General features: G+C 63.9%; 31 protein-coding genes. 10 read left to right on the top strand and 21 right to left on the bottom strand.

The features are described 5' to 3' along the window. Positions 1-118: 118 nt before the first annotated feature. Both N5C28_RS02895 and N5C28_RS02890 read right to left on the bottom strand, forming a co-directional pair. Positions 119-523 carry a GNAT family N-acetyltransferase gene (locus tag N5C28_RS02895; RefSeq protein WP_279819882.1) on the bottom strand — a complete coding sequence of 135 codons (405 nt, stop codon included), beginning with the start codon at positions 521-523 and terminating at the stop codon, positions 119-121. A gap of 70 nt (positions 524-593) precedes the next feature. Beyond that, entirely contained in the window at positions 594-722 is a 129-nt protein-coding gene (locus N5C28_RS02890) for a hypothetical protein (protein WP_279819881.1), read from the bottom strand. Positions 723-1000: 278 nt separating this feature from the next. Here N5C28_RS02890 and N5C28_RS02885 point away from each other — a divergent pair, with 278 nt between their 5' ends. The 3 genes from N5C28_RS02885 to N5C28_RS02875 are packed head-to-tail and all read left to right on the top strand — an operon-like array spanning position 1001 to position 4205. Then, on the top strand, positions 1001-1789 hold the full coding sequence (locus N5C28_RS02885; protein ID WP_279819877.1) for a protein phosphatase 2C domain-containing protein: 789 nt from the start codon (positions 1001-1003) through the stop codon (positions 1787-1789). A 9-nt stretch (positions 1790-1798) separates the two neighbouring features. Then, positions 1799-3298: a serine/threonine-protein kinase gene (locus N5C28_RS02880; protein WP_279819875.1), complete on the top strand. Its 1500-nt coding sequence runs from the start codon at positions 1799-1801 to the stop codon at positions 3296-3298. Positions 3299-3356: 58 nt separating this feature from the next. After that, entirely contained in the window at positions 3357-4205 is an 849-nt protein-coding gene (locus N5C28_RS02875) for an FHA domain-containing protein (RefSeq protein WP_279819873.1), read from the top strand. Positions 4206-4222: 17 nt separating this feature from the next. Here the strand turns inward: N5C28_RS02875 and N5C28_RS02870 are convergent, their stop codons facing one another. From N5C28_RS02870 to N5C28_RS02840, 7 genes are all read right to left on the bottom strand, one after another. Next, entirely contained in the window at positions 4223-4549 is a 327-nt protein-coding gene (locus tag N5C28_RS02870) for a DUF2025 family protein (RefSeq protein ID WP_279819871.1), read from the bottom strand. A 443-nt stretch (positions 4550-4992) separates the two neighbouring features. After that, positions 4993-5250: a hypothetical protein gene (locus N5C28_RS02865; RefSeq protein WP_279819869.1), complete on the bottom strand. Its 258-nt coding sequence runs from the start codon at positions 5248-5250 to the stop codon at positions 4993-4995. 69 nt (positions 5251-5319) lie between these two features. Continuing rightward, positions 5320-5754 carry an NUDIX domain-containing protein gene (locus tag N5C28_RS02860; RefSeq protein WP_279819866.1) on the bottom strand — a complete coding sequence of 145 codons (435 nt, stop codon included), beginning with the start codon at positions 5752-5754 and terminating at the stop codon, positions 5320-5322. Continuing rightward, a complete protein-coding gene (locus N5C28_RS02855; protein ID WP_279819864.1) occupies positions 5732-6346 on the bottom strand; it encodes a hypothetical protein in 615 nt (204 codons plus the stop codon). Before N5C28_RS02855 ends, N5C28_RS02860 begins: the two co-directional genes overlap by 23 nt. A gap of 171 nt (positions 6347-6517) precedes the next feature. Beyond that, positions 6518-7219, bottom strand: a complete 702-nt coding sequence (locus tag N5C28_RS02850) for a YebC/PmpR family DNA-binding transcriptional regulator (RefSeq protein ID WP_279819862.1) — start codon at positions 7217-7219, stop codon at positions 6518-6520. 167 nt (positions 7220-7386) lie between these two features. After that, a complete protein-coding gene (locus N5C28_RS02845) occupies positions 7387-7581 on the bottom strand; it encodes a hypothetical protein (RefSeq protein ID WP_279819860.1) in 195 nt (64 codons plus the stop codon). 16 nt (positions 7582-7597) lie between these two features. Then, positions 7598-8332 carry a sulfite exporter TauE/SafE family protein gene (locus N5C28_RS02840; RefSeq protein ID WP_279819859.1) on the bottom strand — a complete coding sequence of 245 codons (735 nt, stop codon included), beginning with the start codon at positions 8330-8332 and terminating at the stop codon, positions 7598-7600. Between the two features lie 153 nt (positions 8333-8485). Between N5C28_RS02840 and N5C28_RS02835 the strand changes: the two genes are divergently transcribed. Beyond that, positions 8486-9373: an EamA family transporter gene (locus N5C28_RS02835; protein WP_279819857.1), complete on the top strand. Its 888-nt coding sequence runs from the start codon at positions 8486-8488 to the stop codon at positions 9371-9373. 236 nt (positions 9374-9609) lie between these two features. Here the strand turns inward: N5C28_RS02835 and N5C28_RS02830 are convergent, their stop codons facing one another. Both N5C28_RS02830 and N5C28_RS02825 read right to left on the bottom strand, forming a co-directional pair. Further along, positions 9610-9891, bottom strand: coding sequence for a peptidylprolyl isomerase (locus N5C28_RS02830; RefSeq protein ID WP_279819854.1), 282 nt, complete (start codon positions 9889-9891; stop codon positions 9610-9612). Positions 9892-9975: 84 nt separating this feature from the next. Further along, positions 9976-10893, bottom strand: coding sequence for a LysR family transcriptional regulator (locus N5C28_RS02825; protein WP_279819852.1), 918 nt, complete (start codon positions 10891-10893; stop codon positions 9976-9978). A gap of 128 nt (positions 10894-11021) precedes the next feature. On the opposite strand from N5C28_RS02825, the gene N5C28_RS02820 reads away from it, so the two are divergent. Continuing rightward, positions 11022-11288, top strand: a complete 267-nt coding sequence (locus N5C28_RS02820; RefSeq protein ID WP_279819850.1) for a DUF2798 domain-containing protein — start codon at positions 11022-11024, stop codon at positions 11286-11288. Between the two features lie 71 nt (positions 11289-11359). Continuing rightward, complete coding sequence (locus N5C28_RS02815; RefSeq protein WP_279819848.1) at positions 11360-11701, top strand: hypothetical protein; 342 nt, start codon at positions 11360-11362, stop codon at positions 11699-11701. A gap of 300 nt (positions 11702-12001) precedes the next feature. Here N5C28_RS02815 and N5C28_RS02810 read toward each other — a convergent pair whose 3' ends face one another. The 3 genes from N5C28_RS02810 to N5C28_RS02800 form a co-directional block, all read right to left on the bottom strand. Then, positions 12002-12367, bottom strand: a complete 366-nt coding sequence (locus N5C28_RS02810; RefSeq protein ID WP_279819845.1) for an STAS/SEC14 domain-containing protein — start codon at positions 12365-12367, stop codon at positions 12002-12004. A gap of 218 nt (positions 12368-12585) precedes the next feature. After that, positions 12586-12885: a hypothetical protein gene (locus tag N5C28_RS02805; RefSeq protein WP_279819843.1), complete on the bottom strand. Its 300-nt coding sequence runs from the start codon at positions 12883-12885 to the stop codon at positions 12586-12588. Positions 12886-12976: 91 nt separating this feature from the next. Beyond that, the gene (locus N5C28_RS02800; RefSeq protein ID WP_279819841.1) at positions 12977-13948 is read right to left on the bottom strand and encodes a hypothetical protein; all 972 of its coding nucleotides are present in this window, start codon (positions 13946-13948) and stop codon (positions 12977-12979) included. Between the two features lie 178 nt (positions 13949-14126). Between N5C28_RS02800 and N5C28_RS02795 the strand changes: the two genes are divergently transcribed. After that, entirely contained in the window at positions 14127-14756 is a 630-nt protein-coding gene (locus tag N5C28_RS02795; RefSeq protein WP_279819839.1) for a hypothetical protein, read from the top strand. Positions 14757-14795: 39 nt separating this feature from the next. Here the strand turns inward: N5C28_RS02795 and N5C28_RS02790 are convergent, their stop codons facing one another. After that, positions 14796-15344 (bottom strand): hypothetical protein, encoded by a 549-nt coding sequence (locus tag N5C28_RS02790; protein WP_279819836.1) that lies wholly within the window; start codon positions 15342-15344, stop codon positions 14796-14798. A gap of 171 nt (positions 15345-15515) precedes the next feature. Between N5C28_RS02790 and N5C28_RS02785 the strand changes: the two genes are divergently transcribed. The 3 genes from N5C28_RS02785 (at position 15516) to N5C28_RS02775 (ending at position 18181) form a co-directional block, all read left to right on the top strand. Further along, positions 15516-16361 carry a CAP domain-containing protein gene (locus N5C28_RS02785; RefSeq protein WP_279819834.1) on the top strand — a complete coding sequence of 282 codons (846 nt, stop codon included), beginning with the start codon at positions 15516-15518 and terminating at the stop codon, positions 16359-16361. A gap of 161 nt (positions 16362-16522) precedes the next feature. Beyond that, positions 16523-17158 carry a hypothetical protein gene (locus tag N5C28_RS02780; RefSeq protein WP_279819832.1) on the top strand — a complete coding sequence of 212 codons (636 nt, stop codon included), beginning with the start codon at positions 16523-16525 and terminating at the stop codon, positions 17156-17158. A gap of 561 nt (positions 17159-17719) precedes the next feature. Then, complete coding sequence (locus tag N5C28_RS02775; protein ID WP_279819831.1) at positions 17720-18181, top strand: hypothetical protein; 462 nt, start codon at positions 17720-17722, stop codon at positions 18179-18181. Between the two features lie 154 nt (positions 18182-18335). On the opposite strand, the gene N5C28_RS02770 is transcribed toward N5C28_RS02775, so the two are convergent. The 6 genes from N5C28_RS02770 to N5C28_RS02745 form a co-directional block, all read right to left on the bottom strand. After that, the gene (locus N5C28_RS02770; protein ID WP_347881248.1) at positions 18336-18659 is read right to left on the bottom strand and encodes a hypothetical protein; all 324 of its coding nucleotides are present in this window, start codon (positions 18657-18659) and stop codon (positions 18336-18338) included. A 546-nt stretch (positions 18660-19205) separates the two neighbouring features. After that, complete coding sequence (locus N5C28_RS02765; RefSeq protein WP_279819829.1) at positions 19206-19691, bottom strand: hypothetical protein; 486 nt, start codon at positions 19689-19691, stop codon at positions 19206-19208. 154 nt (positions 19692-19845) lie between these two features. Beyond that, positions 19846-21849, bottom strand: coding sequence for a U32 family peptidase (locus N5C28_RS02760; protein WP_279819826.1), 2004 nt, complete (start codon positions 21847-21849; stop codon positions 19846-19848). Positions 21850-22106: 257 nt separating this feature from the next. Continuing rightward, complete coding sequence (locus tag N5C28_RS02755) at positions 22107-23165, bottom strand: hypothetical protein (RefSeq protein WP_279819825.1); 1059 nt, start codon at positions 23163-23165, stop codon at positions 22107-22109. A 155-nt stretch (positions 23166-23320) separates the two neighbouring features. Beyond that, positions 23321-24412: an SMP-30/gluconolactonase/LRE family protein gene (locus N5C28_RS02750; protein ID WP_279819823.1), complete on the bottom strand. Its 1092-nt coding sequence runs from the start codon at positions 24410-24412 to the stop codon at positions 23321-23323. Positions 24413-24691: 279 nt separating this feature from the next. Further along, positions 24692-25354, bottom strand: a complete 663-nt coding sequence (locus tag N5C28_RS02745; RefSeq protein WP_279819820.1) for an ion channel — start codon at positions 25352-25354, stop codon at positions 24692-24694. Between the last annotated feature and the right edge of the window lie 129 nt (positions 25355-25483).

Genomic DNA, 25483 nt, shown 5'->3' with positions numbered 1-25483 from the left:
ACTAGCATGCAGAGCTTTGCCTGGCCCTGGCAAGGGTGAAAGATGGGCAAAGTGCCAGTATTTATGCCACGCCGATGGATAACCGGCGGTTTCGCCATTCATTGGCCGGTGGCCATAGTCATGCTGACAGGGCGATCAGGTTTTTGTTGCACTGATAACGGCTCAGTCGCTGGGCCAGAAGCGCCGGCAACTGGGACGTTGGTGCAAAACCGAGGCGCTGGTAGAAGCTCGCCAGGTCCGGGTGACAGAACAGCCAGGTCGGCCCGTCGGCGTCGGCGAGGGCCGTGCTCAGCAATTGCCCGGCCAGGCCCTGGCCGCGGAAGGCCGGGGCGACGAACAGGCCGGTCAGCCAGCGCCCGTCTTCCACCGGTGCCAGGCACCGCGCGGCCAGGATGTCGCCCTGCTGGGCCACCCACACGGTGTCGTCGTGCCGGGGGCGCATGGCGCTGCGATGCGTGCGGTAGAACTTTTCGGCCAGGGGGCGCAAATGGGCGGGCAGGGCGCGATAATGCAGGTCGGGCATGCAACGAGGATCGTGGGCCTGGGAGAAGGTGCCCAGCGTCACCGATTGGCGAGCGCTGGGCAAGAGGTTGTCACTCGGTGGCGTGGCTGCCGAGCAGGGTACGGCCGGTGCGCTTGTCGCGCTTGGCCATGCGTTTTTCGTGGGCGGTTTTCAGGGGCTTCTTCTTGGCCTGCTTTTTCGCGTCGAGACCTTTGCTCATGATGATCACCTCGGATGTGCTGGGTTGGGATCGCCGTTGTGGATCAGAATCGCTTGGCCATCGTCACCTCCCAGGCCCGTCGAGCCCGCCAGTACACTGTTCTTGAGCATAGCTGGCCGCTGCGTGACCTGCATTTCCCGGGGGGGCCGCCGGGCGACGGGGGATCGACTGGTTAACACTTCGCGGCAAAAGCCTGGCGGACCGATGACAGCCGGCCGCACCGGCCGCATCATGGGCGCTTGCACCGCGTCCAGCGTTTCACAAGGTCAAGCTGCACCATGTCGATGACACCCGTTGAAGAACACCTGGTGTACGCCGCGCACAGCGTCGCCGGCCAGGTAAGAACCCACAACGAAGATGCCATTCTCTGCTGCCCCGCATTGCATGTGTGGGCAGTGGCCGATGGCATGGGCGGGCACGAGTACGGTGAGGTGGCCAGCGCCGTGGCCCTGCAGGCCCTGGAAACCGCCTGCGCCGCCGGCGAAGACCTGGTGGAGGCGGTGAATGCGGCGAACCGTGCCGTGCTGGCCGCCGCCGAACAGCGCGGGCGGGGCATGGGCACCACCCTGGTGGCGGCGCAGTTCACTGAATCGGACTTCCAGGTCGCCTGGATCGGCGACAGCCGGGCCTACCGGATCAGCGCCGCCTACATCGAGCAGCTGACCCACGACCACAGCTGGGTCCAGGCCATGGTCGACGCAGGCGAACTGAGCCGCGAGGACGCGCGCCACCACCCGCAACGCAATGTCATCTTCCAGTGCCTGGGACGCGGCGATCAGCGCCTCGATGTCGGCCTGGTCTGCGGCAGCCTGGGCACCCACGAACTCCTGCTGCTGTGCAGCGACGGCCTGACGGGCGAACTGCTGGACGAGCAGATCCAGCAGCTGTGCACCACCGCCGACACCCTGGAAGCGGTGGTCGAGCAACTGATCGCACTGGCAAACCAGATGGGCGGCAGAGACAATATTTCGTGTATCGTCCTCGGCCGCGCCCTGACCGAACCACCGGTCGACGCACGCCCCCGAGGCTTTCTCAGCAAACTGCTGAAACCCCTCAAACCTTCCTGATTCGATGCCATGACAGAACGCTTGATCGAGATTCCGGGTTACCGCATTCATGGCCGCCTCGGCAAAGGCGGAATGGCCGAGGTCTACCTCGCCACCCAGGAATCGTTGCACCGCAAGGTGGCGGTAAAAGTGCTGCTGAGCGCCGACGACGAGGCGTTCAGCCAGCGTTTCATCAAGGAAGGCCATATCGTCGCCTCCCTGCATCACCCCTCGATCATCACCATCCATGACATCGACCGCCTGGCCGACGGCCGCTACTACCTGGCCATGGAGTTTGTGCCTGGCGGCGACCTGGCGCAGCACAAGGGCGAGGTGTTCGAGCCGCAGCAGGCGTTGCGGGTGGTCCAGCAGGTGGCCAGCGGCCTGGCCGTGGTGCACGGCAAGGGCCTGGTGCACCGCGACATCAAGCCGGCCAATATCCTGTTCCGCGACGACGGCACGGCGGTCATCACTGACTTTGGCGTGGCCAAGGAAGTCAGCCTGGACCAGGACCTGACCCAGTTCGGTATCGCCGTTGGCAGTCCGGCCTACAGCAGCCCCGAACAGGCGCAGTGCCAGCCGCTGGATGCGCGCAGCGACATCTACAGCCTGGGCGTGATCCTTCTGGAAATGCTCACCGGCACCAATCCGTTCCGCGGCGAGAACTACACCCAGACCGTGATGAACCACGTGCAGATGGACATCCCGGACCTGCCGGCGCACCTGGGCGACTATCAGTGGCTGCTCGACCGTATGCTGGCCAAGGAACCGGACGAGCGTTTCGCCGACTGCACCATCCTGCTGGCCAGCCTCGACGAGTTGCGCGAGCAGGACGTCGACAGTACACGTATCGCGCCCGCGGTCAGGATCAAAGCTGCCCAGCCGCCGCGCCGCACGGGGCGTCCGCTGCTCTGGGCGGTGCTTGCGGTATTGCTCGTGCTGGGCGCCGGTGGCGGCTACTACGGCTACCAGCAGGTGCGTATCAACGATTACCTGGCCCTGGGCGAGCAGCGCCTGGGGGAGGGCCAGTTGCTGGAGCCGGCCAGGGACAACGCCGATTACTACTTCCGCCAGGTGCTGGCCCTGGACGCCGACAACGCGCAGGCGGTGGATGGCCTCAACCGCATCCTGCAGGCACGCATCACCGACTACCTGGCGCTGGCCGAGCAGCGCATCGCCGAGGAGCGCCTGCTGCTGCCCGAGGATGACAGCGCGACGTTCTACTTCCGTCAGGTCTTGGCCTGGGAGCCGGACAACCTGCTGGCCCTGGCCGGGCTCGACCGGGTCGCGCAACGCTTCGTCGAGCTCAGCGAGCAGGCCTATGGCCGCCGCGAGCACGCCCTGGCCTTGGAATACATCAAGCACGGCCTGGAGGTCGCGCCGGCCAACGAAGCCTTGCTGGCACGGCTCGACGATCACGGGCGCCGCGTGCGCCTGGCCCAGGCACCGCGTACGCCGGCCGGCAAGCCGCGCAGCGGAGCGGAGCCAAGCCCGATCAAGCGTCTGTGGGACAACATTTTCAGTAACTGAGTGGTGCGGGGTTCGTCCCGCGCCGCCCCTTGCTTCTGACCCGAGGTACAGGCCCGACATGCTCAGGATTCACTTCAGCGATAACCGCCAGGCCCCGATCTGGCTGGTGGACGAGCGCTTCACCATCGGCCAGGACAGCCGCAACAGCCTGGTGCTGGAGGACGCCGACATCGGCCCCCTCCACGCGGAGATCCGTCAGGACCACGGTTTCTACTACCTGACCGACTTCGGCAGCCCGGCCGGCACCTTCGTCAACGACGAGCGGATCGGCGCGCGCTTCCAGATTCGCGCCGACGACCGCGTGCGCCTGGGCGGCGTCGAGCTGCTGTTCGTCGACCCTGCCAAGAGCAAGGCCAAGGCCGGCGCCACCCAGCGCTGGTTCCTGCAGGTGATCAAGGGCGAGCACGAGGGCAAGAAATTCCACATCAGCGGTTCGATGACCTTCGGCCGTTCGGTGAAGTGCGAGCTGTGCTTCAGCGACATGGAGCTGTCGCGCCGCCACTGCGAGTTCATCCTCAAGGGTGACGTGCTGGAGGTGAAGGACCTGGCGTCGGCCAACGGCGTGCTGGTCAACCAGCAGAAAGTCGGCATGGCGGTGCTGCAGCCGGGCGACCAGCTGAAAATGGGTTCGGTCACGCTGCTGGTGATCGGCCCGAAAACCGAGGCCGCCCCGGTGGTGGACGAAGACGCCACGGTGTTCATGCGTGCGGTGGACGTGCCCAAGCCGATCAAACCCGCGGCGCCGCCTGCGCCGAAACCGCAGGTCAGCGCTGCCAACCCGCTGCGTGCAACGGCCACCGCCAACCCGGCGCGGGCACCGGCCAAGGCCGCCGGCAATGGGCGGCTGTGGTTGCTGGCGCTGCTGGTGCTGGTGATCGGCGGCGCGGCCGCCAGTTTTCTGCTCTAGCCCGGTGCCGTGGCGGCTCATTGACTCAGCAGGCGACGTTCGGCACTGATTTCCGGCAGGTCCTGGCGGCGCATGTACACCCGCAACGGTTCGGTGATGTTCAGGCGCTCATCGATGCGCAGGTCGAGCAACAGCTGGATGCGCTCGCGCTTGAGGTTCATCAGGTTGTCCGACTGTTCCTGCCAGACGAATTCGCAGGTCGGCGTGATGCGGCCTTCCGGCACATCCAGGCCGAAGGAATCCTCGCTGAAACGCACGATATACTGGCCGGTCTTGGCATTGAAACCGACAAACCCCTGCAACTGATCGGCAGCCTCGCAGATGCCGGCGGATGTGATGCTCATGGGAACCTCGCAGTGACGGTGGGTGGGCATCACAGGCTACGGCTTCCCGCGCATCACACCTTGCTCCGGATCAATGGAGCGTGCTGCAGATGGGAAACGTTTTCAGTAAGGACGGTACCCCTGTGGGAGGCGCTTCAGCGGCGATTGGCCTTGAGCCGGCAGCGACTGCTCGCGGCTAAAGCCCCTTCCACGGATTCGTGGAGTTCGTGGTTGTGCGGCGTGCGCGGAGTTGCATGCCCGTGGGAGGCGCTTCAGCGGCGATTGGCCTTGAGCCGGCAGCGATCGCTCGCGGCTAAAGCCCCTCCCACAGGTTCGTGGTGGCCCGTGGTTGTGCGGTTTGTGAGGAATTGCACGCCCGTGGGAGGCGCTTTAGCGGCGATAGGCCCTTGAGCCTACAGTGGGCCGTCGCGGCCGAAGCCGCTCCCGGGCGATCAGGCGGGCTATCAGCCGCGGCGTGCGCCGGCTGGCTCTTGCGGTTCCACGTCACGGATGGCGTTGGACATGCGGTGTGAGGGCTTCATCAGCGCGGCGCGGATCTTCTCGTAGTCTTCGTACGAGAGGTTGCTGCGGCTGAGCATTTCCAGGGCGAACTGCTTGATCTCGGCGTCGGTGTACGGACGTTCGTAAGGCTCGGGCTGACTGGCGCAACCAGTGAGGACGAGGGCGAAAGCAGCGAGGGTAAGGGCGAGTGAGCGTTGCATCGGAGCACCTGTAGGCGAGCGCGTTGATGGAGTACGCACAGGCTAGAGGGCGGCAGGCTCAGGCAGAAATCATTCGGCTCGATAGTGGCTATCGGCGAGGCGCGGCAATACCTGTTCACGCAGCAGCGGCGCCAGGTCCGCCGGCAGTTCCGCGCGCAGGTCCAGCCAGCTGAGGGCTTCCAGTTCGGCGGCGGGGTGCACGGGGTGGGGCAGGTGGGCGTGGTAGACCTGGGCGTCGAGCCAGGTGTCGGCCTCGTTGGCCGCCATGGCCTGGAAATGGCCGAGCCAGCCCAGGGCATCCGCCGGCAGGTGCAGGTCCAGCTCTTCCTGCAGTTCGCGGCTCAGGGCGCTGAGGGCGTCTTCGCCGGGTTCGAGCTTGCCGCCCGGAAGCATCCAGGCGCAGGTGCCGCGCTTGCGTACCAGCAGCAAACGGCCTGCGCTGTCGAACAGGCAGGCCGCTGCGATACTCAGGGTCGGGCGGTCAGTGGGTGCTGGAGAACGCACTGATCTTGCCGAACGGAGCGCTGTTCATGCCGACCTTGACCGCCATCAGTGGGGAGTTGTTGACCCACACGTCGTCGATCACGATGGTCTTGCCGACATCTTCGTTGTCCGCGGCCACCAGCAGGTAGTAGGTACCGTCTTCCGGTGCCTCGCCGTCCCAGCCCATGCTCACCACGCCGACCACGGCGGAGGTGCGCGTCGGCTTGCTGGCGATCACCACGCCATAGGCGTCGAGCAGCAGGGCACGGGGCTTGAGGGCGAACTTGTTGATGCCCAGGCACGCGTCGTTGCACAGCGAATTGACGTTCAGCGTGTAGCGCTCACCCTTTTTCAGTTCCAGGGAGAACACGCGGTAGTTGGAGATGGAGCTGCCGAAGTCCATGCGCGGTTGGTCCGCGTCGATGCTCCAGCGGGGGGCGAGCAGGCCCGGATTGACCGGCAGCGGGATCGCCTCGGCGTTGTGAATGGCCTCGAGGGTGCTCTTGGCGATCGGGCTGGTGCCCGACTGCACGGATTGCTCGTAGGTCGCCTGGGGGTTGCTGGCGCAGGCGCCCAGCAGCAGGCACGCGGCCAGGGTAAAGAACTTATGCACGGTGACACTCCTGAATGACTACATCCATGTATGCGTGCGGTGTCGCCTGTTTCGTTGGGGTGGCGACACGGCAGCTGGCCATTGTAACGCCATCATGCTCGATGGCCTGTGACCAATGTCCACAAACGCGCACCGGGCGGTCCGCAGACCACGCGGTGCGTTGAAACCTGTTTAGCCGCTGAGGCCGACGTAGACGTTCTGCACGTCGTCGTGCCCGTCGAGGCCTTCGAGGAAGGCTTCGACTTCTTCCAGCTGCTCGGCGCTCAGGCCGCTGACCGGGTTCTTCGGCATGTAGCCGAGCTTGGCCGAGTTGACAGTGAAACCCTGCTCCGGCAGCGCGCGGCACACGGCGTCGAGGTCGGTCGGGTCGGTGACGAACAGGGTGTTGCCTTCATCGGACGGCTCGAAATCCTGGGCACCGGCTTCGATGGCGGCCATTTCCGGGTCGGCACCGCTGTCGCTGGAGGCTTCGATCATGCCGACGTGGTTGAAGTCCCAGGTCACCGAACCGCTGGCGCCCATCTGGCCCTTGCGGAACAGCACGCGGACTTCGGCCACGGTGCGGTTGACGTTGTCGGTCAGGCACTCGACGATCACCGGCACCTGGTGCGGGGCGAAGCCTTCGTAGGTGGTGCGCTCGAAGTTGACGGTCTCGCCGGTCAGGCCCGCGCCTTTCTTGATCGCGCGCTCCAGGGTGTCCTTGGGCATCGAGGCTTTCTTGGCCTGGTGCACGGCCAGGCGCAGCTTGGGGTTCATGTCCGGGTCGGCGCCGTTGCGCGCGGCGATCATGATTTCTTTCACCAGACGGCCGAAAATCTTGCCCCTGGCGTTGGCGGCGGCTTCTTTAGGTTTGGCTTTCCACTGTGCGCCCATGCTCGTTCTCTCGATCTGTGCGGGTCGGTAAGGGGGTCGATGGCCCGGTTCTGCGGCGGTACGAACCCGAGGGCTGGCACCCGCCGAAAGCCGGCATGACAAAGTTGGTGGCGGATTTTAGTCTGTTCGCGCGTTCCTGGCACCCTGCAAATCCCCAGCGGTCACGATCAGGGGTTGTTCGCGCTCAGCCGCTCCAGCTCGCGCCGCACCATCGCCGCATAGGGCGCAGGGCTCAGGCGGTACAGTTCGCTGGCCACCCAGGGCAGCCAGCGCGGCCCCATTGCGTCACGGTCGGCCAGCAGCCGACGGGCTTCTGCTTCGGCCTCGGCGGCGCGTTGCTGGTGCAGTTCGGCTCGGCTCATGACGGCTCCGTGCGGCTCAGATGTTGTGCCAGATCAGCTGGATACCCGCCAGCAGCATGCCCAGGCGGGCGATGCGGTAGAACCAGGTGTGGTTGATGCGCGACTGCAGCCACAGGCCGCTGTAGACCCCCAGCGGCACGATCGGCGCGAGCGCCAGGCTCATCAGCAGGTTGTCCGCGGTGAACTGACCCAGGGCGGTGTAGGGGATCAGCTTCAGGGCGTTGGTCAGCAGGAAGAACATGTTGATGGTGGCCACGTAGCGCACCTTGTCCAGTTGCTGCGGCAGCAGGTGCATCATCACCGGTGGGCCGCCGGCGTGGGCGACGAAGCTGGTGAAACCGGCCAGGGTCGACAGCACGGTGCCACGGCCTTTCTGCAACGGGCGCGGTTCCTGGTTGGTGTTGATCAGTCCCAGCAGCACGAACGAGATGGCGATGATGCCGATCAGCAGGCCGATGGTGTTCTCGTTGAGCAGCTCGAAGGTCAGCGAGCCGATGACGATGCCGATCAGGGCGCCGGGCATCATCACCTTGAGATTGGCGGTGTCCCACTTGCCGAAATAGGCCTTGAGTCCCACCACGTCGGCCAGGCACAGGATCGGCAGCATGATCGCCACCGCCTGCATCGGGGTGGCGGCCAGGGCCAGCAACGGCACCGCGATACCGCCCAGGGCACCGCCGAAGCCGCCCTTGGACAAACCGGTAAGGAACACCGCCGGCACGGCGAACAGCAGAAAATCGGTCAGGGTCATCGCGGTGGGCTACGCAGGCAAAGCGCGCAGGGTAGCAAAGCGGCGGGGGCGCTGGGGAGAGGCTACTGTCTGGCCTTTTTAGCGGCCGACTGTGCATATGGGGCGCACCCGGCACCTGCTCTAATGGGCGTCTGTTTCTGTCGAGAGTCTGTCATGTCGCCCAAGGATCTGATGCTGGCACTGGTGGTGGTCGTGGTCTGGGGCCTGAATTTCGTGGTCATCAAGGTCGGCCTGCACGACATGCCGCCACTGCTGATGGGCGCCTTGCGCTTCATGCTCGCGGCGTTCCCGGCGATCCTCTTCGTGCGCCGCCCGGACCTGCCGCTGCGCTGGCTGCTGCTGTACGGCCTGACCATTTCCCTGGGGCAGTTCGCCTTTCTCTTCTACGCCATGTCGGTGGGCATGCCGGCGGGGCTGGCGTCGCTGGTGCTGCAATCCCAGGCGTTCTTCACCCTGTTCTTCGCGGCGATGCTGCTGGGTGAGCGCCTGCGCCTGGTCAACCTGCTGGGCTTGCTGGTGGCGGCCAGCGGCCTGGTGCTGATCGGCCTGCAGGGCGACCGCGGCATGACCATGGCGGGCTTCGCCCTGACCCTCTGCGCGGCGGTGATGTGGGCGCTGGGCAACGTGGTCACGCGCAAGATCGGCAAGGTCAACCTGGTCGGCCTGGTGGTGTGGGGCAGCCTGATTCCGCCGATTCCGTTCCTGGCGCTGTCCTGGTGGCTGGAAGGGCCGGAGCTGATGGTCTCCGCCGTGCGCGACCTGAGCCTCAACGGCGTGCTGGTGCTGGCCTACCTGGCCTTCGGCGCGACCATTCTTGGCTACGGCCTGTGGAGCCGGCTGCTGTCGCGCTACCCGGCCAGCCAGGTGGCGCCGTTCTCGCTGCTGGTGCCGGTGGTCGGCCTGAGTTCCTCGGCCGTGCTGCTGGACGAGCGCCTGAGCAGCCTGCAGATGGCCGGCGCCTTGCTGGTGATGCTTGGGCTGCTGGTCAATGTGCTGGGCGGGCGACTGCTGGAGCGCCTGCGGCCGCGGGTGGCCGCGTAGGCCTTCCTGCACCCTGTTGCCCGCGAAAACTTCGCCCCGGGTCGGGGGCTCCTACACCTTGGTGGCGGGCACGGATGATTGTGGGAGCCGCGCCCCGCGGCGAATTGTGGCCGCAGCGTAGCCTGGGTTGAGCGAAACGATACCCGGGGAAACCGGCTCCGCGCGCTCGAAACTTCGAGGCCCGGAAACAAAACGGCCCCGCTGATAGGCAGGGCCGCGATGCAGCAGGACGGTGATCAGTCCTGGCGGCTGGTGACTTCCAGCAGGTGGTAGCCGAACTGGGTCTTCACCGGACCTTGCACCACGTTGACCGGGGCGCTGAACACCACGGTGTCGAATTCCTTGACCATCTGGCCCGGGCCGAACGAACCCAGGTCACCGCCGTTGCGGCTGGACGGGCAGGTGGAGTTGTCCTTGGCGACTTGGGCGAAGTCGGCACCGCCTTCGATAGCGGCTTTCAGTTCGTTGCACTTGTCTTCAGTGGCAACCAGGATGTGACGGGCAGTGGCGCGGGCCATTGGGGATACCTCCTTTCATAGAAGGTGCCGAGCCTACCGCAATCGCCGCCTCAGTCAAACTCTCCCGACCGCCGCGCCCCTTCCTCACCATTCCCTGGGCAGGGCGCTGGCGAAGTACGCCATGAAGGCGTTCACCTTGGGCGTCAGTTCATGGCGGTCGCGCACGCACAGGTAGAACTCCAGCGGGTCGGTCTGCGCCTGGCTGCCGGTCGTGCCCCGGGGCGGGAACACCTCCACCAGCTGGCCGCTGCTGAGGTAGGGGCGGGCGACGAACGATGCCAGGCGGGTGATGCCGCCACCGGCGACCGCTGCCTTGGCCAGTACGTCGATGTCGTCGCTGATCATGCTGGTGCGCACCGGCGCCTCGAAGGGCACCCCGTCGCGCACGAAGCCCCAGCGCATCAGGCGGCCGTCCACGGGAATGCGGAACACCAGGCAATCATGGTCGCGCAGGTCTTCCGGCTCCTGCGGGCGGCCGGCCCGCTCCAGGTACGCGGGAGAGGCGCAGTAGATCGACGGCACGGTGACGAGGTGCCGGGCCACCAGGCCGTCCTCCAGTTGCTGGGCGATGCGGATGCTGATGTCCACCGACTCCTGGATATGTTTCACCGCCCGGTCGGTGGTCACCACCTCGCACATCACCCGTGGGTATAGACGACTGAACGCCGGAATCAGCGGTGCCAGCACGTGCCGGCCGAACGCGGCGCTGGCGGCAATGCGCAGCCGCCCCTGGGGCTGGGTGTGCTGCGCGGTGACGGCGGCATGGGCCAGCTCCAGGTCGCGGACGATGCCGCTCACCCGGGCGTAATACAGCGTGCCGCTGTCGGTCAGCGCCAGGCGGCGGGTGGTGCGGGTCAGCAGGCGCACGCCCAGCTGGCTTTCCAGGCGCGCAATGTTCTGGCTGGCCGCCGCCGCACTGATGCCGAGCTGGCGGGCAGCCGAGGCGATGCTGCCGTGTTCCACCGCTTTGACGAAGCTCTCGATGCCGCGCAGGTTTTCCATGGATAGGGTTTCTAATGGCTGAGCTATTCGTAAGTTTTGATTGTGGCTCAACATAGCCGCAGGCCTCTACTGCGGCAACGGGTGCGCCGCTACAGTCGTGGCTTCTGTTCATTTGATGGGATTGCCTGATGCCTGAGATTTCTAACACCACGCGTTCCAGCTGGAAACTGTCGCCCCGCCTGACCCCGGTGATCTTCGCGTTTTTCATGTCCGGGATCATGGCGTTCCTGATGTGCCTGGTGATCACCGCCGCCAACACCGGTTTTGCCGACGGTTACGTGCTGCGGGTGCTCACGGCGTACCAGCTGGCGATGCCGGTGGCCTTCTGCTGCGTGATGTTCGTTCGTCCGTTGGTCATGGTGCTGGTGCGCCTGACGGTACGCAGCGGGGAGTAAAGTGCCGCTGCGCTGGGTCTAACCCTGGGCAACGGCACATTCAGCCGGCAAAACACTCAGGAGGTCTTGCCATGAACAATGTGACTGCCGAGGGTTGGTGCAAAAGCATCGGCGCTACCAAATCCAGCCCGATGGGCACCTTCAGCTTCCACCTCAACGAGCGTCATCACCGGCGCCTGGAAGAGGCCGAGGAACGCCTGGCCAGCAGCGATGAAACCGAAATCATGGTGGACGTCGACGCCGAGGAAATCGAACTGAGCACCCCGCCGGAATGCGGCCCGCTGTCCGATTGCAAGATCCGTGTGTACCGCGGCGGCGAAGACATGCGCGGGCAGTTCCACCTCGTCGGCCATCGCGCCAGTGACGGCAGCCTGGTGTACACCAACGCCGTGATGGTCGATCAGTTGGGGTGAGGCTGGCGCAGGTGGACACGCTTCGTGCTGTCCACCCTACGGCAGAAGCTCGCGGACGAGTCCGCTCCTACAAGAGGCGGTGCGGCACCGATCGTTCCTATACTCCGCGTGGGGATGCCGCCGGAACGATCTGCGTTCGGTGGCTAAAAAGCTCGCGGACGAGTCCGCTCCAACAGGGGGCGGGGCGGCACCGATCGTTCCCATGCTCCGCGTGGGAATGCCTCCCGGGACGCTCCGCGTCCCAACGGTGCATGTGGTTTCAGCCTGTGAGCCGAGGTCGACCGCACAGGCCCGTTGCCCTCACTGGTACAACCACCGCTCCGCCTCCACCACCTGCTTCGGGTCGAAGGCCTTGATAGTCAGGCCGGGGATCAGCGCGCCTTCGATTTCGCTGGTCTTGCGTACCCAGCCCTGGTCGGCGACCACGGCCATGCGCTCGAAACGCCGGACGAAGGTGAACATCTTCGGCAGGCGCGAGACTTCGATGCCCATGGTGGCGAGGGTCGGCAGGTGGATGTCGTGGGCCCGGCAGAACAGGCGGCCGTGGGCGATCCCTTCCGACTTCTGACTCAGCTCATCCAGCGCGGCCCGCATCTCGTTGCTGTCGAGCTGGCCGGACATTTCCACATCGATACGGTCGTTGCCGTTACGCATAACCTGGAACATGGCGCGTCCTCCACAGGGTTAACCGTGTCTGGGCCGGCCATTGGCGGATGCTGCCCGCCAACGGCGGTGCTTTCACTAATGACCGTGCTCGCGGGGTTGAGTTCGTGGGCGCGTTTGACGGTGCTTGGGCTGGCGACTGTCCGTGGGAGGGGCTTCAGCCGCGACGGACGCTGGCGCCCTGCCTTTCAGCAGAGCGCCACGGGTGAGGCAGGGCGGTCTTACTTGACCGTGTGCAGGCGCTGGTCGGTGAACACGCAGAGCACGCCGGCGCGGTTGTGCATCACCGGGTGGTTGAAGTCGCAGTAGGCGGCGGCCACGCTCAGGGCCATCTGCTCGCTGATCAGCTGGCCGTCGTCCGGGCGGAACCAGGCCATCTGCCCGGCCTTGCAGCGTTCGGCCTGCGGGTCGGTGTTGAAGGTACACAGGTTGCTCTGGGTGTTCTGCGCGTCATCCTTGAAGCAGGCCGACAGGGACAGGGCGATGGAGCCCAGCAGGAACAGGCGAAGAAGGGTGTGCATGGTGGCAGGTCCGGTGGGGGAAAACGGTGCGAGATTAGTGCCGTCAGCGGGCCGAAGGTTCCCTGATGGCCTCGTTATTCATGCGCAGCGGCTACTTCTCATCCAGCCCCGGCGCCTCGCGGATGAGGAAATGGTCCAGGTTGGGGATGTCTGCACTGAACACGCCGAAAGTCTTGCTCGGGTCCTTCTTGCTCGGCACCTGCTTCAGGGCCGGGGTGACGCCGTAGAAGAAGCAGTACAGCTGCCGCTCGTTGGCGATCGCCAGGCGGATTTCCTCCATGAACGCCTTGCGCTTGCGGTAACCCTCGATCAGTTGCTTGCTCAGGTAGACGTTGACCGAATACGGCCTGCCCTCGAACCAGACCTTCTTCTCGAAATCCACGCGAAAGCTGTGGGTGTAATCCTTTATTTCCTTGACCTTGCCCCAGTAGATCAGCCCCTTGTTGTCCTGCAGGTACTCGATCTTCTTGAAGAACCCGGAGTAGGGCGCGGTCTGCTCGCCGATCTTCAGCGGCATGCGCTTGAGGCGCTCCTTGTCGTCGTAGTTGGAGACGAAGCACTCGACCGGGTGGGCGAACACGCTGGTCTTGTCCAGCGGCGTACTGGCGGTGGCCCGGGGCGCGGGCGGGGTGGTGCTCGGGGCGGGCGGAGTCAGCGGCGGCAGGTCCTGGGCGGCTGCGGTGCTCACGGGGTTGCGCACGTACTGGCGACGGGTCAGCAGCAACTCGCTGGGAAAGTGCTCCTCGCGCTCGACCTCCGCCTCGGCGCCCTGTTCCGGCAACCCGGTGGCGGACACACGGGTATTGCCGTAGGGGCAGCCGACGATGTGCTGGGTGCTGGGCAGGTCCTTGAAGTGCGGGGTACGGATGTAGCTGACGTTCTTGGCGTTGAAGGTGCCCAGCTTGTTCTCGTCGGCAAAGGCGGCGCGGCAGGCATCATGCGGGCAGAGGAAGTATTCGTGGTCCGAATCGAAGGCCACCGTTTCGTCGAAGTTCAGGTCGCGTACGTCATAGATCGACAGCTTGTCGTCGAGGCTGATGCAGTAGGCGGTATCGAACTTCATGGGCGCGAGGGTCCTTGGCGGGCAGTGGTGCCGTTCACCCTACAAAGGCGGGTGAGAGCTGGCAAGCGACGGGGCGCTCTATCAATAGATAGAGGCAAATTGCCATGGCGCGACGCTTTGCATAGAGTGTCGCCCGCCGCCGCGAGGGTGGCGTTCTCGTAAACAAGGATGAGTCCGTATGAAGTTGAAGATGTTGGGCATCGCGTTGGTTCTGACGCTTGCCGGTTGTGCCAGTTTCCCGGGTGATCAGGTGCCGGAAACCACCTTGCCGTCGATGGCCGCTTACAAGGAACGCCCCGGTGTGTTCGTCGATTTCACCTTCTACCAGGGTGAAGCCGGCAGCGCCAAGGCCGTGGAGATGCCGCAAGCACGCGATCTGCTCAAGCCACAGCTCGAAGCGTCGCTGCGTGAATCGGGGATGTTCAGCCGCTACACCCTGGACGAATTCCAGAAGCAGCCGGGTGACTACACCCTCAAGCTGGACGTGTACAACGGCGGTTCGTCCGCGGCGGCCGCAGTCGGTGGTTTCATCTCGGGCTTCACCCTGCTGATCATCCCGGCCACCGGCAAGGATGAGTACACCATGACCCTGCAAGTGCTGGATGGTGAGGGCAAGCCGCTGCAGAGCGGGCAGAACAATGAGTCGGTGCGCACCTGGATCGGCCTGGTGTTCATCCCGATGATGGCCTACACCCCGGCCGACGCAGTCAAGGACAGCTTCCGCCGTCAGTTCAACGCGTTGCTCAAGCAGTTGTTGGACAAGCAGGTCCTGCACTACGCGCAAGGCGTACAACCGCCACGCGGTTGATCAGACTGGCGCGCCGCACGGCGCGCCATCTTTCTCCGGTTACTGCTGCATGGCCCGAATGAACGCCGGGTCGCTGTACAGCTCTGCCAGCAGCTTGCGCACCAGCGGGTTGTAGGCGTTGGCGGCTGCCGGGATTGCCACAGCCCCCATGAAGCTGCTGTCCCAGACATGTGTCACGGTCTTGCGGCTGTTATAGAGCGAGGTGTTGCCATCGCGCAGGTTGAATTCGGCGGCGATCTCGCCATCCCCCGTGGCCATGCCGGCGCTCAGGCGGTTCTGGCGCAGGCGCACGTCCAGGTGGCGCGAGGCGTTGGGATCGAGCAGGCCGGCCAGGCGCAGTTCGTCCGCCAGGGCTTTCTGCACATGTTTGCTCAGCGAACCTTCAGGGCTGCGCAGCGGGTTGTTGCGGGTGGACACCGAATCCTGGCCCTTGTCGGCCGTGACGCTTGGCGACGCGAGCTTGGCCAGCGGCGCTTCCTTTTTCAGCATCTGGACGTTGTCGAAATTCGGTTCGTAGCGCGGCATGGCGACGCCGCAGCCTTGCAGAACGAGGGTTATGATGGCGAGCGGCACGAGGTGCTTGAGCATGTGAGTCCTTTCGGGAGTGGTGGGAGGGCGCGCGATGCTAGCACAAGGCCGCTATTGTGTAAGGCATCGGATAACGGCCTGGAGACAGGGCCGCACGCGACTTTCGATGGCCGACGTTGTCCATTGCCCGAGCACTCAGCATGAGGAACCGCGAGGATGAAGGAGATTTCCATGGGCGTCAGAACCTGGCTCGTCCGCCTGGTGGTGTTGCCGTTGGCACTGTCGGCCGCGTTGGCCAGCGCCAGTGAAGAGGCGCTGCTGGTCGAGGCGATCAATACCTACCGCAGCGAGGTGCAGCGTTGCGGGGCCCAGGCCTCCGAGGAACTGCCGCCCCTGACGCCCGATTCCCGCCTGGCTCTGCCGGTGGAAGGCCCGGGGTTGCAGGAGGCGCTGAGTGCCACGGGGTACCCGATGGTCAACGTTCAGGCGATCCGCCTGTCCGGCCCGCGTGATGCCACGGCCGCGATACAGGTGCTGCGTGAAAGCTTCTGCCAGGTGGTGCTCGACCCGCAGTTCGTCGACATCGGCATCAGCCGCAACGTTCGCGACTGGCGCATCGTGCTGGCGCGCCCGCTGATGGTGGGTCGCCTGGGCGACGGGCAGGCGGAAGGGCAGAAGCTGCTCGAACGGATCAACGCCGTGCGCGCCCAGGCGCGGCAATGCGGCAACCAATCCTTCTCGGCCGCTGCCCCCCTGACCTGGAACGCCACCCTGGGCGGCACTGCCGAAGTCCACAGCCGGGCCATGGCCAACGGCAACTTCTTCGGCCACCAGGACGCCGACGGCCGCACCCCGGGGGACCGGGCCGAACTGGCGGGCTATGTGGGGCAGCGTATCGGCGAGAACATCGCCGCTGGACTGGACGCTTCCGACAAGGTGGTCGACGGCTGGCTGGCCAGCCCCGGTCATTGCGCCAACCTGATGAACCCCCAGTTCACCGAACTGGGCGCCGCCTACGCCACCGACCCCAAGAGCGATGCCGGCATCTACTGGACGGCCATGTTCGGCATGCCATAAGGCGGCCGGTAGGGGCTCGAACAACCGCGAGTGCCGGTGGACACGCTTCGCGTTGTCCACCCTACGGGCTGCTGAATGCTGCAGGCATAAAAAAGCCGGCTGAGTGGGCCGGCTTTTTTATGTCAGCAACTGCGCTGGGGTCATGCTGAAGTCTCGATCACGTGGTCGGTGAGGTCTCAGGCAACACGGCTTTCGATCAGACGATCCGAGCCACCTTCGGCAACGCGATTCTCGATCAGACGGTCGGAACCACCTTCGGCTACGCGATTCTCGATCAGACGGTCGGAACCACCTTCAGCTACGCGATTCTCGATCAGGCGATCGGAACCACCTTCGGCAACGCGGTTCTCGATCAGACGGTCCGAGCCACCTTCGGCAACGCGGTTTTCGATCAGGCGATCCGAGCCACCTTCGGCGACGCGATTTTCGATCAGGCGATCCGAGCCACCTTCGGCGACGCGATTTTCGATCAGACGATCCGAGCCACCTTCAGCGACGCGATTCTCGATCAGGCGGTCGGAACCACCTTCGGCAACGCGGTTTTCGTTCAGACGGTCGGAACCACCTTCGGCAACGCGGTTTTCGATCAGGCGGTCCGAGCCACCTTCGGCAATGCGACTTTCGATCAGGCGATCAGCACCGCCTTCGGCGACGACAGGTTGGGCGGAAGAGGCAGCGAATACGTTGGCGGCCAGTACGGAGAAAGCAACGCTGAGGATGAGTTGGCGTTTCATGATGGTGTGCTCCGGGGTGTTGTGAGTTGGTATGGAGCAGATGTTACGGGTGTGGATTTTTAAGAGAACTTCATTGAGATGATGGTAAACATCGACGCTGGAGATGGTTGGTCGGGAGGCTCTAGTGCGGGGTTCTTTGTCTATTGAACCTTTACATGAAGGTGCTGGAAGCCTGCAGTGCGTAGCGGACGCGGAGCGTCCGGGGCTGCGTTCCCACGCGGAGCGTGGGAACGATCAGATGACGGAGTGGCGGATAGCTGATGGCTCCCACGCTCCGCGTGGTAGCCAGAATCCCGTGACGCTCTGCGTCACCAGCGGTAGATCTGGCAACCGACATTCCGTAGCGGAAGCAGAGCGTCCGAGGATGCATTCCCACGCGGAGCGTGGGAATGATCAAGCCGAGGCCAAGGCCTCTCCTGCAGTGGGGCGTGGTCGCTTTTGTAGGAGCGGACTTGTCCGCGAGCTCTTCGCCCACGCGGCTCTTCCCGCTCTTGACCGGCAACGCCTTGCCCCAGGTGGCAACCTGATGCCGCCCATGTGTGCTGAAAGCCCCGTAACTACTGGGCTGCAGAAGCTGGCCCATATCCTGCTACGCAGGGGCATGACTTTGCCAGGAGGCACCTCATGACCAGCATCAACAACAGCATGCCCGCCATGGTCAGCTACTACTCCAGCCAGGCGAATGCCCAGGCGGCGAACGCCAACGCCGGTGGCAGCAGCGGCAGCGAGGCCAGCCGCGACCCCATTGCCGAGCTGCGCCGCTACGCCAGTCAGGTGGTTGCGCGCAGCGAAGGTGGCCTGTTGCGCGCCCTGCACGGCGGCAGCGCGCCAGCGGCGTCGTCTGGCGTCGTGCCAAAACCGAAGCCGGAAACGGAAAACACGACCCTGACCATCCCCCTGCCGGACGTGGCCAGCCTGGACCGCGACGAAGCCAACAAGCTGTTGGGGCAGGTGCAGGAACTGATCGACCTGGGGTTGGACAAGAAGGTCAACTTCACCGGTACCAACCAAGGCAAGGAAACCGACTCGCTGGAAACCTACCGCCAGTGGCTGCAAGAGAAGGGCGGGGTAAGTATCTACGTCTGACGGCGTTGCAGGTCGTGAGGGCAGCGATGGGTATCGCTTCGCTCAACCCATCCTACGGGCGGGACATAAAAAAACCGGCTGAATAAGCCGGTTTTTTTATGTCAGCCACTGCGCTGGGATCATGCTGAAGTCTCTATCACGGGTCGGTACGTTCTCAGGCAACACGGCTTTCGATCAGGCGATCCGAACCACCTTCAGCGACGCGGTTTTCGATCAGGCGGTCCGAGCCACCTTCAGCGACGCGGTTTTCGATCAGGCGGTCCGAGCCACCTTCAGCGACGCGGTTCTCGATCAGGCGGTCCGAGCCACCTTCAGCGACACGGTTTTCGATCAGGCGATCCGAGCCACCTTCAGCAACACGGCTTTCGATCAGGCGATCAGCACCGCCTTCGACAACGACAGGTTGAGCGGAAGAGGCAGCGAATACGTTGGCGGCCAGTACGGTGAAAGCAACGCTGAGGATGAGTTGGCGTTTCATGATGGTGTGCTCCGGGGTGTATTGGGTTGGTATGGAGCAGATGTTACGGGCGTGGATTTTTAAGAGAACTTCATTGGGGTGATGGTAAACATCGACGCCGGCAATGGTTTGTCTGGAGGCTCTAGATCAAGGGTTTCTCGCCGGCGAACCTTGACATGAGAGGTTTGCCGGCATGCATTGCTTATCACCAACGCAGGAGCTGGCAACCTGCAATCCGTGGCGGACGCAGAGCGTCCGGGGCTGCATTCCCACGCGGAGCGTGGGAACGATCAGATGAAGGGGTGGCGGATAACTGATGGCTCCCACGCTCTGCGTGGTAGCCAAAATCCCGTGACGGTCTGCGTCACAAGCGGTAGATCGGGCAACCGACATTCCGTAGCGGACGCAGAGCGTCCTTGGATGCGTGCCCACGCGGAGCGTGGGAACGATCAAGCTCGAGGCCAAGGCCTCTCCTACAGTCGGGCCCGGTCGCCTTTGTAGGAGCGGGCTTGCCCGCGAGCTTCTAGATCCGGACGACTCTCAGGTCCTGGTGCTAGAACCCCTGCCTCAGTACCGCCGATCTTCTTCCTTGTGGGTGAAGATGGCGGCCACGCCCCGGGCGAAGGTCAGGGCGAGGATCAGCAGGCCGATGAAGCAGCCGACGAGCAGGTAGAAGTTGACGTCCTGGTTTTCGATCTGGTCGCTGGGGTAGCTCTGGATCGCGCTCCAGCCCGAATAGGTAATCTCCAGCGGCTGGCCCACTTCGAAGACGCTTTCTTCCAGGCGTTTGGGGTAGCGGTAGCTGCCTTCCTGCGTGTCGCCGTCAGCGGTGGTGTAGGTGTAGAAGACGTGCTTCTGGGTATCCATGCCTTCCGGGAGTTCCACTTCTGTCACCACCCCGGTAACAGGCACTGGGCTGGCGGTGACCAGGCCATAGCGGATGCCGTGGTCTTTCGACAGGAATATGATGACCAGCAGCGGGATCATCAACAGGATCGAACAGATCGAACGGGTGTAGAGGTGGTCTCTTTCGGCTTCGCGTGCGTAGTACATAGCGCTCCATGCTGATGTCGGGGGAAGGGGCCGGTTGCGGCGGTGTTTATACCCGTAATCGCCGCGGTTGCCCAAAGTCGGGTGGCGATTTTACGAGGTGGTTCGCGTCCAGGGTGTTACGCAAGGCGGGGCGGCCTGGGCCGCCCCGGTGCGGTCAGTGCGGCGCGCGGGGGCGGATGGTCTTGAGCAGGTCGTCCGGCGAAATGTGCCCGACTACCTGAGTTGCCGCGCTACCGGGTTGCGGCAGGTCGAGGATATGGCCCTTCATCTTGCCGACCACGTGCATTTCGCACGGCTTGCAGTCGAATTTCAGGGTCAGCACCTCGTCGCCGTGGATCAACTGCATCGGCGCGACCTTGGTCTTCACGCCGGTAACGCCCTTTGCCTGTTTCGGGCACAGGTTGAAGGAGAAGCGCAGGCAGTGCTTGGTGATCATCACCGGCACTTCGCCTGGCTCTTCGTGGGCCTCGTAGGCCGCATCGATCAGCTGTACACCATGGCGATGGTAGAACTCGCGGGCCTTGTGGTTGTACACGTTGGCCAGGAACGACAGGTGCGATTCCGGGTACACTGGCGGTGGGCTGCTTTCGGCCTTGCGGCTGCCGCGCGGGTGAGCGGCGACGCGGGCGTCGGTTAGCGCATCGATGGCTTCGCGGCGCAGGGCCTTGAGCTGGGAGTTGGGCACGAAGAACGCTTGCGGCGCATCCAGCTCGACGCCCTGGGCGTGGTAAATGGTGGTGCCGAGCTGGGTCAGCAGGTCGCGCAGGCCTTCCAGCGCCTGCTCCGGCTTGTTCGCGGCGCCGAAGGGACCGTCCTGGCTGACGCTGACCCGCACGCCGTCTTCGCTGAGGGCGGTCAGGGTCAGGCGCTCTTCGCGCAGCTCGGCCTTCCACTGCACGCCGATGCGGCGCTCGGCGCTGGTCTTCTGCAGAGCCTGCTGCCAGTTGTGGTCGAGGTTGCGGCTCAGCGGGTGATTCGGGCGCAGGCGGAAGAGGCCGGCGGGCATTTCGTTGGGCTCGACGCGGTAGCGGTAGCGCTTCTCGCCGTCTTCCTCGAACTCGCCCTTGGGCTCGGCGATGTTGGCGCGGAAACCCACCACCTCGCGCTTGACCAGCACATTGAGGCCGTCGCCGTTGGACAGCGGCTCATGGGTGACGGCGATCAGGTCGCGCTTGTTGACCTTCTCCACATGGCCGACCGCCAGGCCGGTGAAGGTCGGCGAGTCGAAGGCGCCAATGTCCACCTTGCGTTCAGTGACGAAGTAATCGGTGCTGCCCCGGTGGAAGGTCTTGTCCGGGTCGGGCACGAAAAAGTGCGCGGTACGGCCGCTGGAGGCGCGGGCCAAATCCGGGCGGTCTTCGAGGATGGCGTCGAGTTCGCGGCGGTAGTGGGCGGTGATGTTCTTCACGTAGGCCACATCCTTGTAGCGCCCCTCGATCTTGAACGAGCGCACACCGGCCTCGACCAGGGCGCGCAGGTTGGCGCTCTGGTTGTTGTCCTTCATCGACAGCAGGTGCTTCTCGTAGGCGATCACCCCGCCTTTCTCATCCTTGAGGGTGTAGGGCAGGCGGCAGGCCTGGGAGCAGTCGCCGCGGTTGGCGCTGCGGCCGGTCTGGGCGTGGGAGATGTTGCACTGCCCGGAGAACGCCACGCACAGCGCACCGTGGATGAAGAACTCGATGGCCGCATCGGTTTCATCGGCGATGGCGCGGATTTCCTGCAGGTTCAGCTCACGGGCCAGCACCAGCTGGGAGAAGCCCGCCTGATCGAGGAACTTGGCCCGGCCCAGGGTGCGGATGTCGGTCTGGGTGCTGGCATGCAGCTCGATGGGGGGAATGTCCAGGTCCAGCACCCCCAGGTCCTGCACGATCAGCGCGTCCACACCCGCGTCGTAGAGCTGGTGGATCAGCGCGCGCGCCGGCTCCAGCTCGTCGTCATGCAGGATGGTGTTGATCGTGGTGAACACGCGGGCGTGGTAGCGCCGGGCGAACTCCACCAGCCCGGCGATATCGCTCACCTCGTTGCAGGCGTTGTGACGGGCGCCGAAGCTCGGGCCGCCGATATACACGGCATCCGCCCCATGCAGGATCGCCTCGCGGGCGATGGCCACGTCACGGGCAGGGCTGAGCAGTTCCAGGTGGTGTTTGGGCAAGGACATGATTTTTCTTTATAGGGGCTGAGGCACGGTCAAGACGCGCATTGTACCGACCTACCGCCAGCACGGCATCCGGCATGTGCCGGACGGTGGTGATTGGGTAGGTGGGGCGTTGGAAATCGCCTGATCGTGCTCAGGCTCTGTGTAGGTGCGCTTCTTGGGACGCGCCGAGCCTTGAGCTGCGTAGCCGACGCAGAGCGTCGGGGGCTGCATTCCCACGCGGAGCGTGGGAACGATCTTCCGGCCAGTGGTGTTGTGCGTCAGTCCACCGCCTTGATCACCGCCTTGATGAACCGCGTCGGCACCTGGATCAGTTGCTCGCTTGTCTTGGTGGCCTTGTAGGAGAGCGTGTCGCCCATCAGCCAGACAACGTGCACATCTTTTAGCGTGCAGCTTTCGCTTAACGCCAATGTTTGCCGGGTGGGCGTATCACAGTAGGCGTCGTTGAAAATGATCTGTTCGGCCTGGTAATGGCCAAGGCCCAGACTGCTGACGGTTCTTTCGGGCAGGACGGTGAGTGCGCCACTGTAGAAGGCGATTAACAGTCCGAAAAAACAGCAGACATGCAACGCATAGTTCCAGCCTGCGACATAGCTCAGCGCACATACGCTGGCCACCACGCTGACGGCGAGCGGGACGGCGTATACGGATGCAACTTGGAACAGGTCGTTGGATATAGTCTCAAGATGGCTGGAGGCATCACGAATGGTCAGTATGCTGAAAAAGGCGATGACCAGCGTTGAGAAGTAGCTCGCCCACATGAAACGCAGAAAACTGAAGCGGTCCAGTGCGAACAGCTTTTGTAGAATCAGTCCTGAAATCAGCGTCATCAGGGCTGGAAGGATAAGAAGGGCGCTGTTGAATAACGATGCGTGGTTGAACGTCACATAAGTAAGCGTCACTGCCGTGCCAGCAAAAGGCAGGAAATAAAGTAAGACAAACAGCTTCAAGACAAAGTGAGTGCTTTGCCGATCATCGCGAGGACGCTGGTACTTCAGCTCTTCCTTGATTGTCGGTGAGTTGAGATAGCCATGAAACATCCAACTGCCGGCGATGAACAGCAGCGCAACCGATGTTCCTACCACAGCAAACCCGATGACCGATGCCGCCAGCAAAAGGGAAGAAAACTGAAAGAGGTCGAAGGTCGGGTAAAAACGGTGCTGGTGGAAGTAGAACAGGAAGATCGCGAACCCCATCAGGGGCGGGCCCGCCTTGATGATCAGGGATGCGTAGCGCTTGAGAAAGCGCTGCGAGATTTCGACGGTTTGATCAATGAGATCGCTGCTGTCCAGCGACGGTTTGTCTATCCAGCGGGTCATCTACGAACATCCTTGTCGACAGCGTGTGGTGCGTCGGATGGTACGCAGGGCTGCTCGTCATGCCTAGCGGAGAGGGTGGGTTGTTGCCGCGCACGCCTGGTCCCAGGCACGGCGAACCAGGAAAGCGGCCTCTGGTTCGCCGTAACAGACCGGCCTTACTTGATGAACGTGGCGCCGCGGGTGTTCACGTAGAGCGAGTAGATCGAGTGGCTGCTGGCCATGAAGAGCCGATTACCACTCGCCCCGCCGAAGCACAGGTTGGCGCAGCGCTCCGGCAGGCTGATGTGGCCGATGGCCTTGCCTTGAGGGTTGAATACGCGAACGCCGTCGAGCTCTTCCGGCTTGGCCTGGGGAGAACCGTTGCTGCCCCAGCCACACCAGAGGTTGCCAGCCTCGTCGCACTTGATGCCATCGAGCGCACCGAAGGCGCTCGCCTCGATATGCGTTTTGCGCTGACCCAGTGTGCCGTCTGAATTGACCGGGTAGGCCCAGACCAGGCGATTGGGCTTGGCACGACCTTCCACGATGTAAAGGGTCGCCTCGTCCGGGGAAAAGCACAGGCCGTTGGGGCCGGCGAGATCGTCGATGACGCGGGTGACCTTCAGGCTCTGGCCGTCGATGCGGTACACGCCATGGGGGAGTTCGGTCTGGATCTTGTGGCCTTCGTATTCGTTGCCGGCCTGGAAAGGTGGGTCGGTGAACCAGATCGAACCGTCGCGCTTGACCACGACATCGTTGGGTGAGTTGAAGCGCTTGCCTTCGTGGTTGTCGGCGAGCACGGTGATGCTGCCGTCGTGTTCGGTACGGGTGATACGGCGGCCCAGTCCCTGAGTCGTCGAGCCCTCGCAGGCGATCAGACGGCCTTCGTTGTCCCGGGCCAGGCCATTGGAATAGTTCGATGGCTCGCGATAGACCCCCAGCGACTGGCTGATCTCGTCCCAGCGCACGATGCGGTTGTTGGGAATGTCGCTGAGCAACAGGTAGCGGCCATCGCCAAACCACACCGGACCTTCGGCCCAGCGCAAACCATCGGCGAGCTTCTCGACGCTGGCGTTAAACAGGCGCAAGTCCAGGAAACTGTCGTCCAGTACGCTGACCGAGGGATCTGGGTAGCGCAGGCTCAGGGGATCGCCGGCAGCGGCCAGGCGCGGGAGCAGCATGCCTGCACCGGCAACGGCGACGGAACAGACCAGCGATTGCTTGAGAAACCGGCGACGCGAGTCGTCAGGATGTCGTTCATCGTGCATGGGAGGTAGTCCTTATTGTTGTTGTCGAGCCGCGTACGCGGCGCCAATAAACCTACAAGATGTACGATGACTTTGTGCGTGCTTTCGTCTGATTTATAAAAACACAGCAGCTGGCTGTTGTTTAACTATCTGATATTTAATGAATTAATAATTTTTGTTGGATACCGCTATGACTCGGGTGCTGGTGTGGTTGTGTGATGACTTGGTGATGGCAACCTGCAGCGCCGCCTGCTTTGCATGCAGCAAGCGAAGAGCGGGCGACGCGACGGCATCAGTGGGTCAGTATTGCCGCGTGCGAATCGTCAGGCCGATCAGGCGGGTGACCACCAGGGCGATGTACATGACCCCGGTGAACTGCTCGAGCATCACCAGCGCCCGGGCGAAGGGCTTGATCGGCAGGATGTCGCCCATGCCCACGCCGGACAGGGTACTGAAGCTCAGGAACAGCAATTCGACCCAGGTGCGTGCGGCCTCGGGGTTGAGGGCGGCGGTGAAACTGCCAGGAATCAGCAACTGGCAGACCGAGTAGGCATGGGCGAAGGCCCAGGCCAGCAGGGTGAAGGTGGCGCCGACGGCGAACAGCTCGTCCGTGCTCGCGCGCTGGTCCTCCATCATGTAGGCAATCAGGCTGGCGGCGGCGTAGAAGTAGAAGCTCGATTCCAGGGCCGCCAGCAGCAATACCAGCGGCTTGCTGTCATCGAATTCGGCGGCCACGGTCAATGCCAGGATGCACGCGGCCTGGGTGAAGGCGATCCACTTGATGGTCGGGCCGCGCCGCACCATGCGCAGCGACATGGCCAATACCACGATGCCGAAGGCGCCGATGATGGCACGGCCTTCAGACAGCGTCTCCATGAACGGGTACAGCACGATCCCCAGCAACTGCACGAACAGCAGGCTCGCCGAGGGGTAGCGGATCAGGTAGTGGTGGAGCTTGGGCATCGGATGTCAGCCGGCAAAGGGATACAAGACAGGCCGAGGGGCGCTGCCGTGGCAGTCTAGTGCACCGTTTGCGGCGGTGTCAGCGGGATGGGTGATCTTCCCGTAGGGTGGAAAACCGCGAAGCGTTTT

The sequence above is a fragment of the Pseudomonas sp. GD03944 genome, from assembly GCF_029839275.1.
Taxonomy (GTDB): Bacteria; Pseudomonadota; Gammaproteobacteria; order Pseudomonadales; family Pseudomonadaceae; genus Aquipseudomonas.
This window is presented reverse-complemented; position numbering and strand designations above follow the sequence as displayed.

What these genes read in the sequence shown, in the direction of transcription:
- N5C28_RS02895 (WP_279819882.1), bottom strand. Translation starts at nt 523, where the DNA reads ATGCCCGACCTGCATTATCGCGCCCTGCCCGCCCATTTGCGCCCCCTG.
- N5C28_RS02890 (WP_279819881.1), bottom strand. Translation starts at nt 722, where the DNA reads ATGAGCAAAGGTCTCGACGCGAAAAAGCAGGCCAAGAAGAAGCCCCTG.
- N5C28_RS02885 (WP_279819877.1), top strand. Translation starts at nt 1,001, where the DNA reads ATGTCGATGACACCCGTTGAAGAACACCTGGTGTACGCCGCGCACAGC.
- N5C28_RS02880 (WP_279819875.1), top strand. Translation starts at nt 1,799, where the DNA reads ATGACAGAACGCTTGATCGAGATTCCGGGTTACCGCATTCATGGCCGC.
- N5C28_RS02875 (WP_279819873.1), top strand. Translation starts at nt 3,357, where the DNA reads ATGCTCAGGATTCACTTCAGCGATAACCGCCAGGCCCCGATCTGGCTG.
- N5C28_RS02870 (WP_279819871.1), bottom strand. Translation starts at nt 4,549, where the DNA reads ATGAGCATCACATCCGCCGGCATCTGCGAGGCTGCCGATCAGTTGCAG.
- N5C28_RS02865 (WP_279819869.1), bottom strand. Translation starts at nt 5,250, where the DNA reads ATGCAACGCTCACTCGCCCTTACCCTCGCTGCTTTCGCCCTCGTCCTC.
- N5C28_RS02850 (WP_279819862.1), bottom strand. Translation starts at nt 7,219, where the DNA reads ATGGGCGCACAGTGGAAAGCCAAACCTAAAGAAGCCGCCGCCAACGCC.
- N5C28_RS02845 (WP_279819860.1), bottom strand. Translation starts at nt 7,581, where the DNA reads ATGAGCCGAGCCGAACTGCACCAGCAACGCGCCGCCGAGGCCGAAGCA.
- N5C28_RS02840 (WP_279819859.1), bottom strand. Translation starts at nt 8,332, where the DNA reads ATGACCCTGACCGATTTTCTGCTGTTCGCCGTGCCGGCGGTGTTCCTT.
- N5C28_RS02835 (WP_279819857.1), top strand. Translation starts at nt 8,486, where the DNA reads ATGTCGCCCAAGGATCTGATGCTGGCACTGGTGGTGGTCGTGGTCTGG.
- N5C28_RS02830 (WP_279819854.1), bottom strand. Translation starts at nt 9,891, where the DNA reads ATGGCCCGCGCCACTGCCCGTCACATCCTGGTTGCCACTGAAGACAAG.
- N5C28_RS02825 (WP_279819852.1), bottom strand. Translation starts at nt 10,893, where the DNA reads ATGGAAAACCTGCGCGGCATCGAGAGCTTCGTCAAAGCGGTGGAACAC.
- N5C28_RS02820 (WP_279819850.1), top strand. Translation starts at nt 11,022, where the DNA reads ATGCCTGAGATTTCTAACACCACGCGTTCCAGCTGGAAACTGTCGCCC.
- N5C28_RS02815 (WP_279819848.1), top strand. Translation starts at nt 11,360, where the DNA reads ATGAACAATGTGACTGCCGAGGGTTGGTGCAAAAGCATCGGCGCTACC.
- N5C28_RS02810 (WP_279819845.1), bottom strand. Translation starts at nt 12,367, where the DNA reads ATGTTCCAGGTTATGCGTAACGGCAACGACCGTATCGATGTGGAAATG.
- N5C28_RS02805 (WP_279819843.1), bottom strand. Translation starts at nt 12,885, where the DNA reads ATGCACACCCTTCTTCGCCTGTTCCTGCTGGGCTCCATCGCCCTGTCC.
- N5C28_RS02800 (WP_279819841.1), bottom strand. Translation starts at nt 13,948, where the DNA reads ATGAAGTTCGATACCGCCTACTGCATCAGCCTCGACGACAAGCTGTCG.
- N5C28_RS02795 (WP_279819839.1), top strand. Translation starts at nt 14,127, where the DNA reads ATGAAGTTGAAGATGTTGGGCATCGCGTTGGTTCTGACGCTTGCCGGT.
- N5C28_RS02790 (WP_279819836.1), bottom strand. Translation starts at nt 15,344, where the DNA reads ATGCTCAAGCACCTCGTGCCGCTCGCCATCATAACCCTCGTTCTGCAA.
- N5C28_RS02785 (WP_279819834.1), top strand. Translation starts at nt 15,516, where the DNA reads ATGGGCGTCAGAACCTGGCTCGTCCGCCTGGTGGTGTTGCCGTTGGCA.
- N5C28_RS02775 (WP_279819831.1), top strand. Translation starts at nt 17,720, where the DNA reads ATGACCAGCATCAACAACAGCATGCCCGCCATGGTCAGCTACTACTCC.
- N5C28_RS02770 (WP_347881248.1), bottom strand. Translation starts at nt 18,659, where the DNA reads ATGAAACGCCAACTCATCCTCAGCGTTGCTTTCACCGTACTGGCCGCC.
- N5C28_RS02765 (WP_279819829.1), bottom strand. Translation starts at nt 19,691, where the DNA reads ATGTACTACGCACGCGAAGCCGAAAGAGACCACCTCTACACCCGTTCG.
- N5C28_RS02760 (WP_279819826.1), bottom strand. Translation starts at nt 21,849, where the DNA reads ATGTCCTTGCCCAAACACCACCTGGAACTGCTCAGCCCTGCCCGTGAC.
- N5C28_RS02755 (WP_279819825.1), bottom strand. Translation starts at nt 23,165, where the DNA reads ATGACCCGCTGGATAGACAAACCGTCGCTGGACAGCAGCGATCTCATT.
- N5C28_RS02750 (WP_279819823.1), bottom strand. Translation starts at nt 24,412, where the DNA reads ATGCACGATGAACGACATCCTGACGACTCGCGTCGCCGGTTTCTCAAG.
- N5C28_RS02745 (WP_279819820.1), bottom strand. Translation starts at nt 25,354, where the DNA reads ATGCCCAAGCTCCACCACTACCTGATCCGCTACCCCTCGGCGAGCCTG.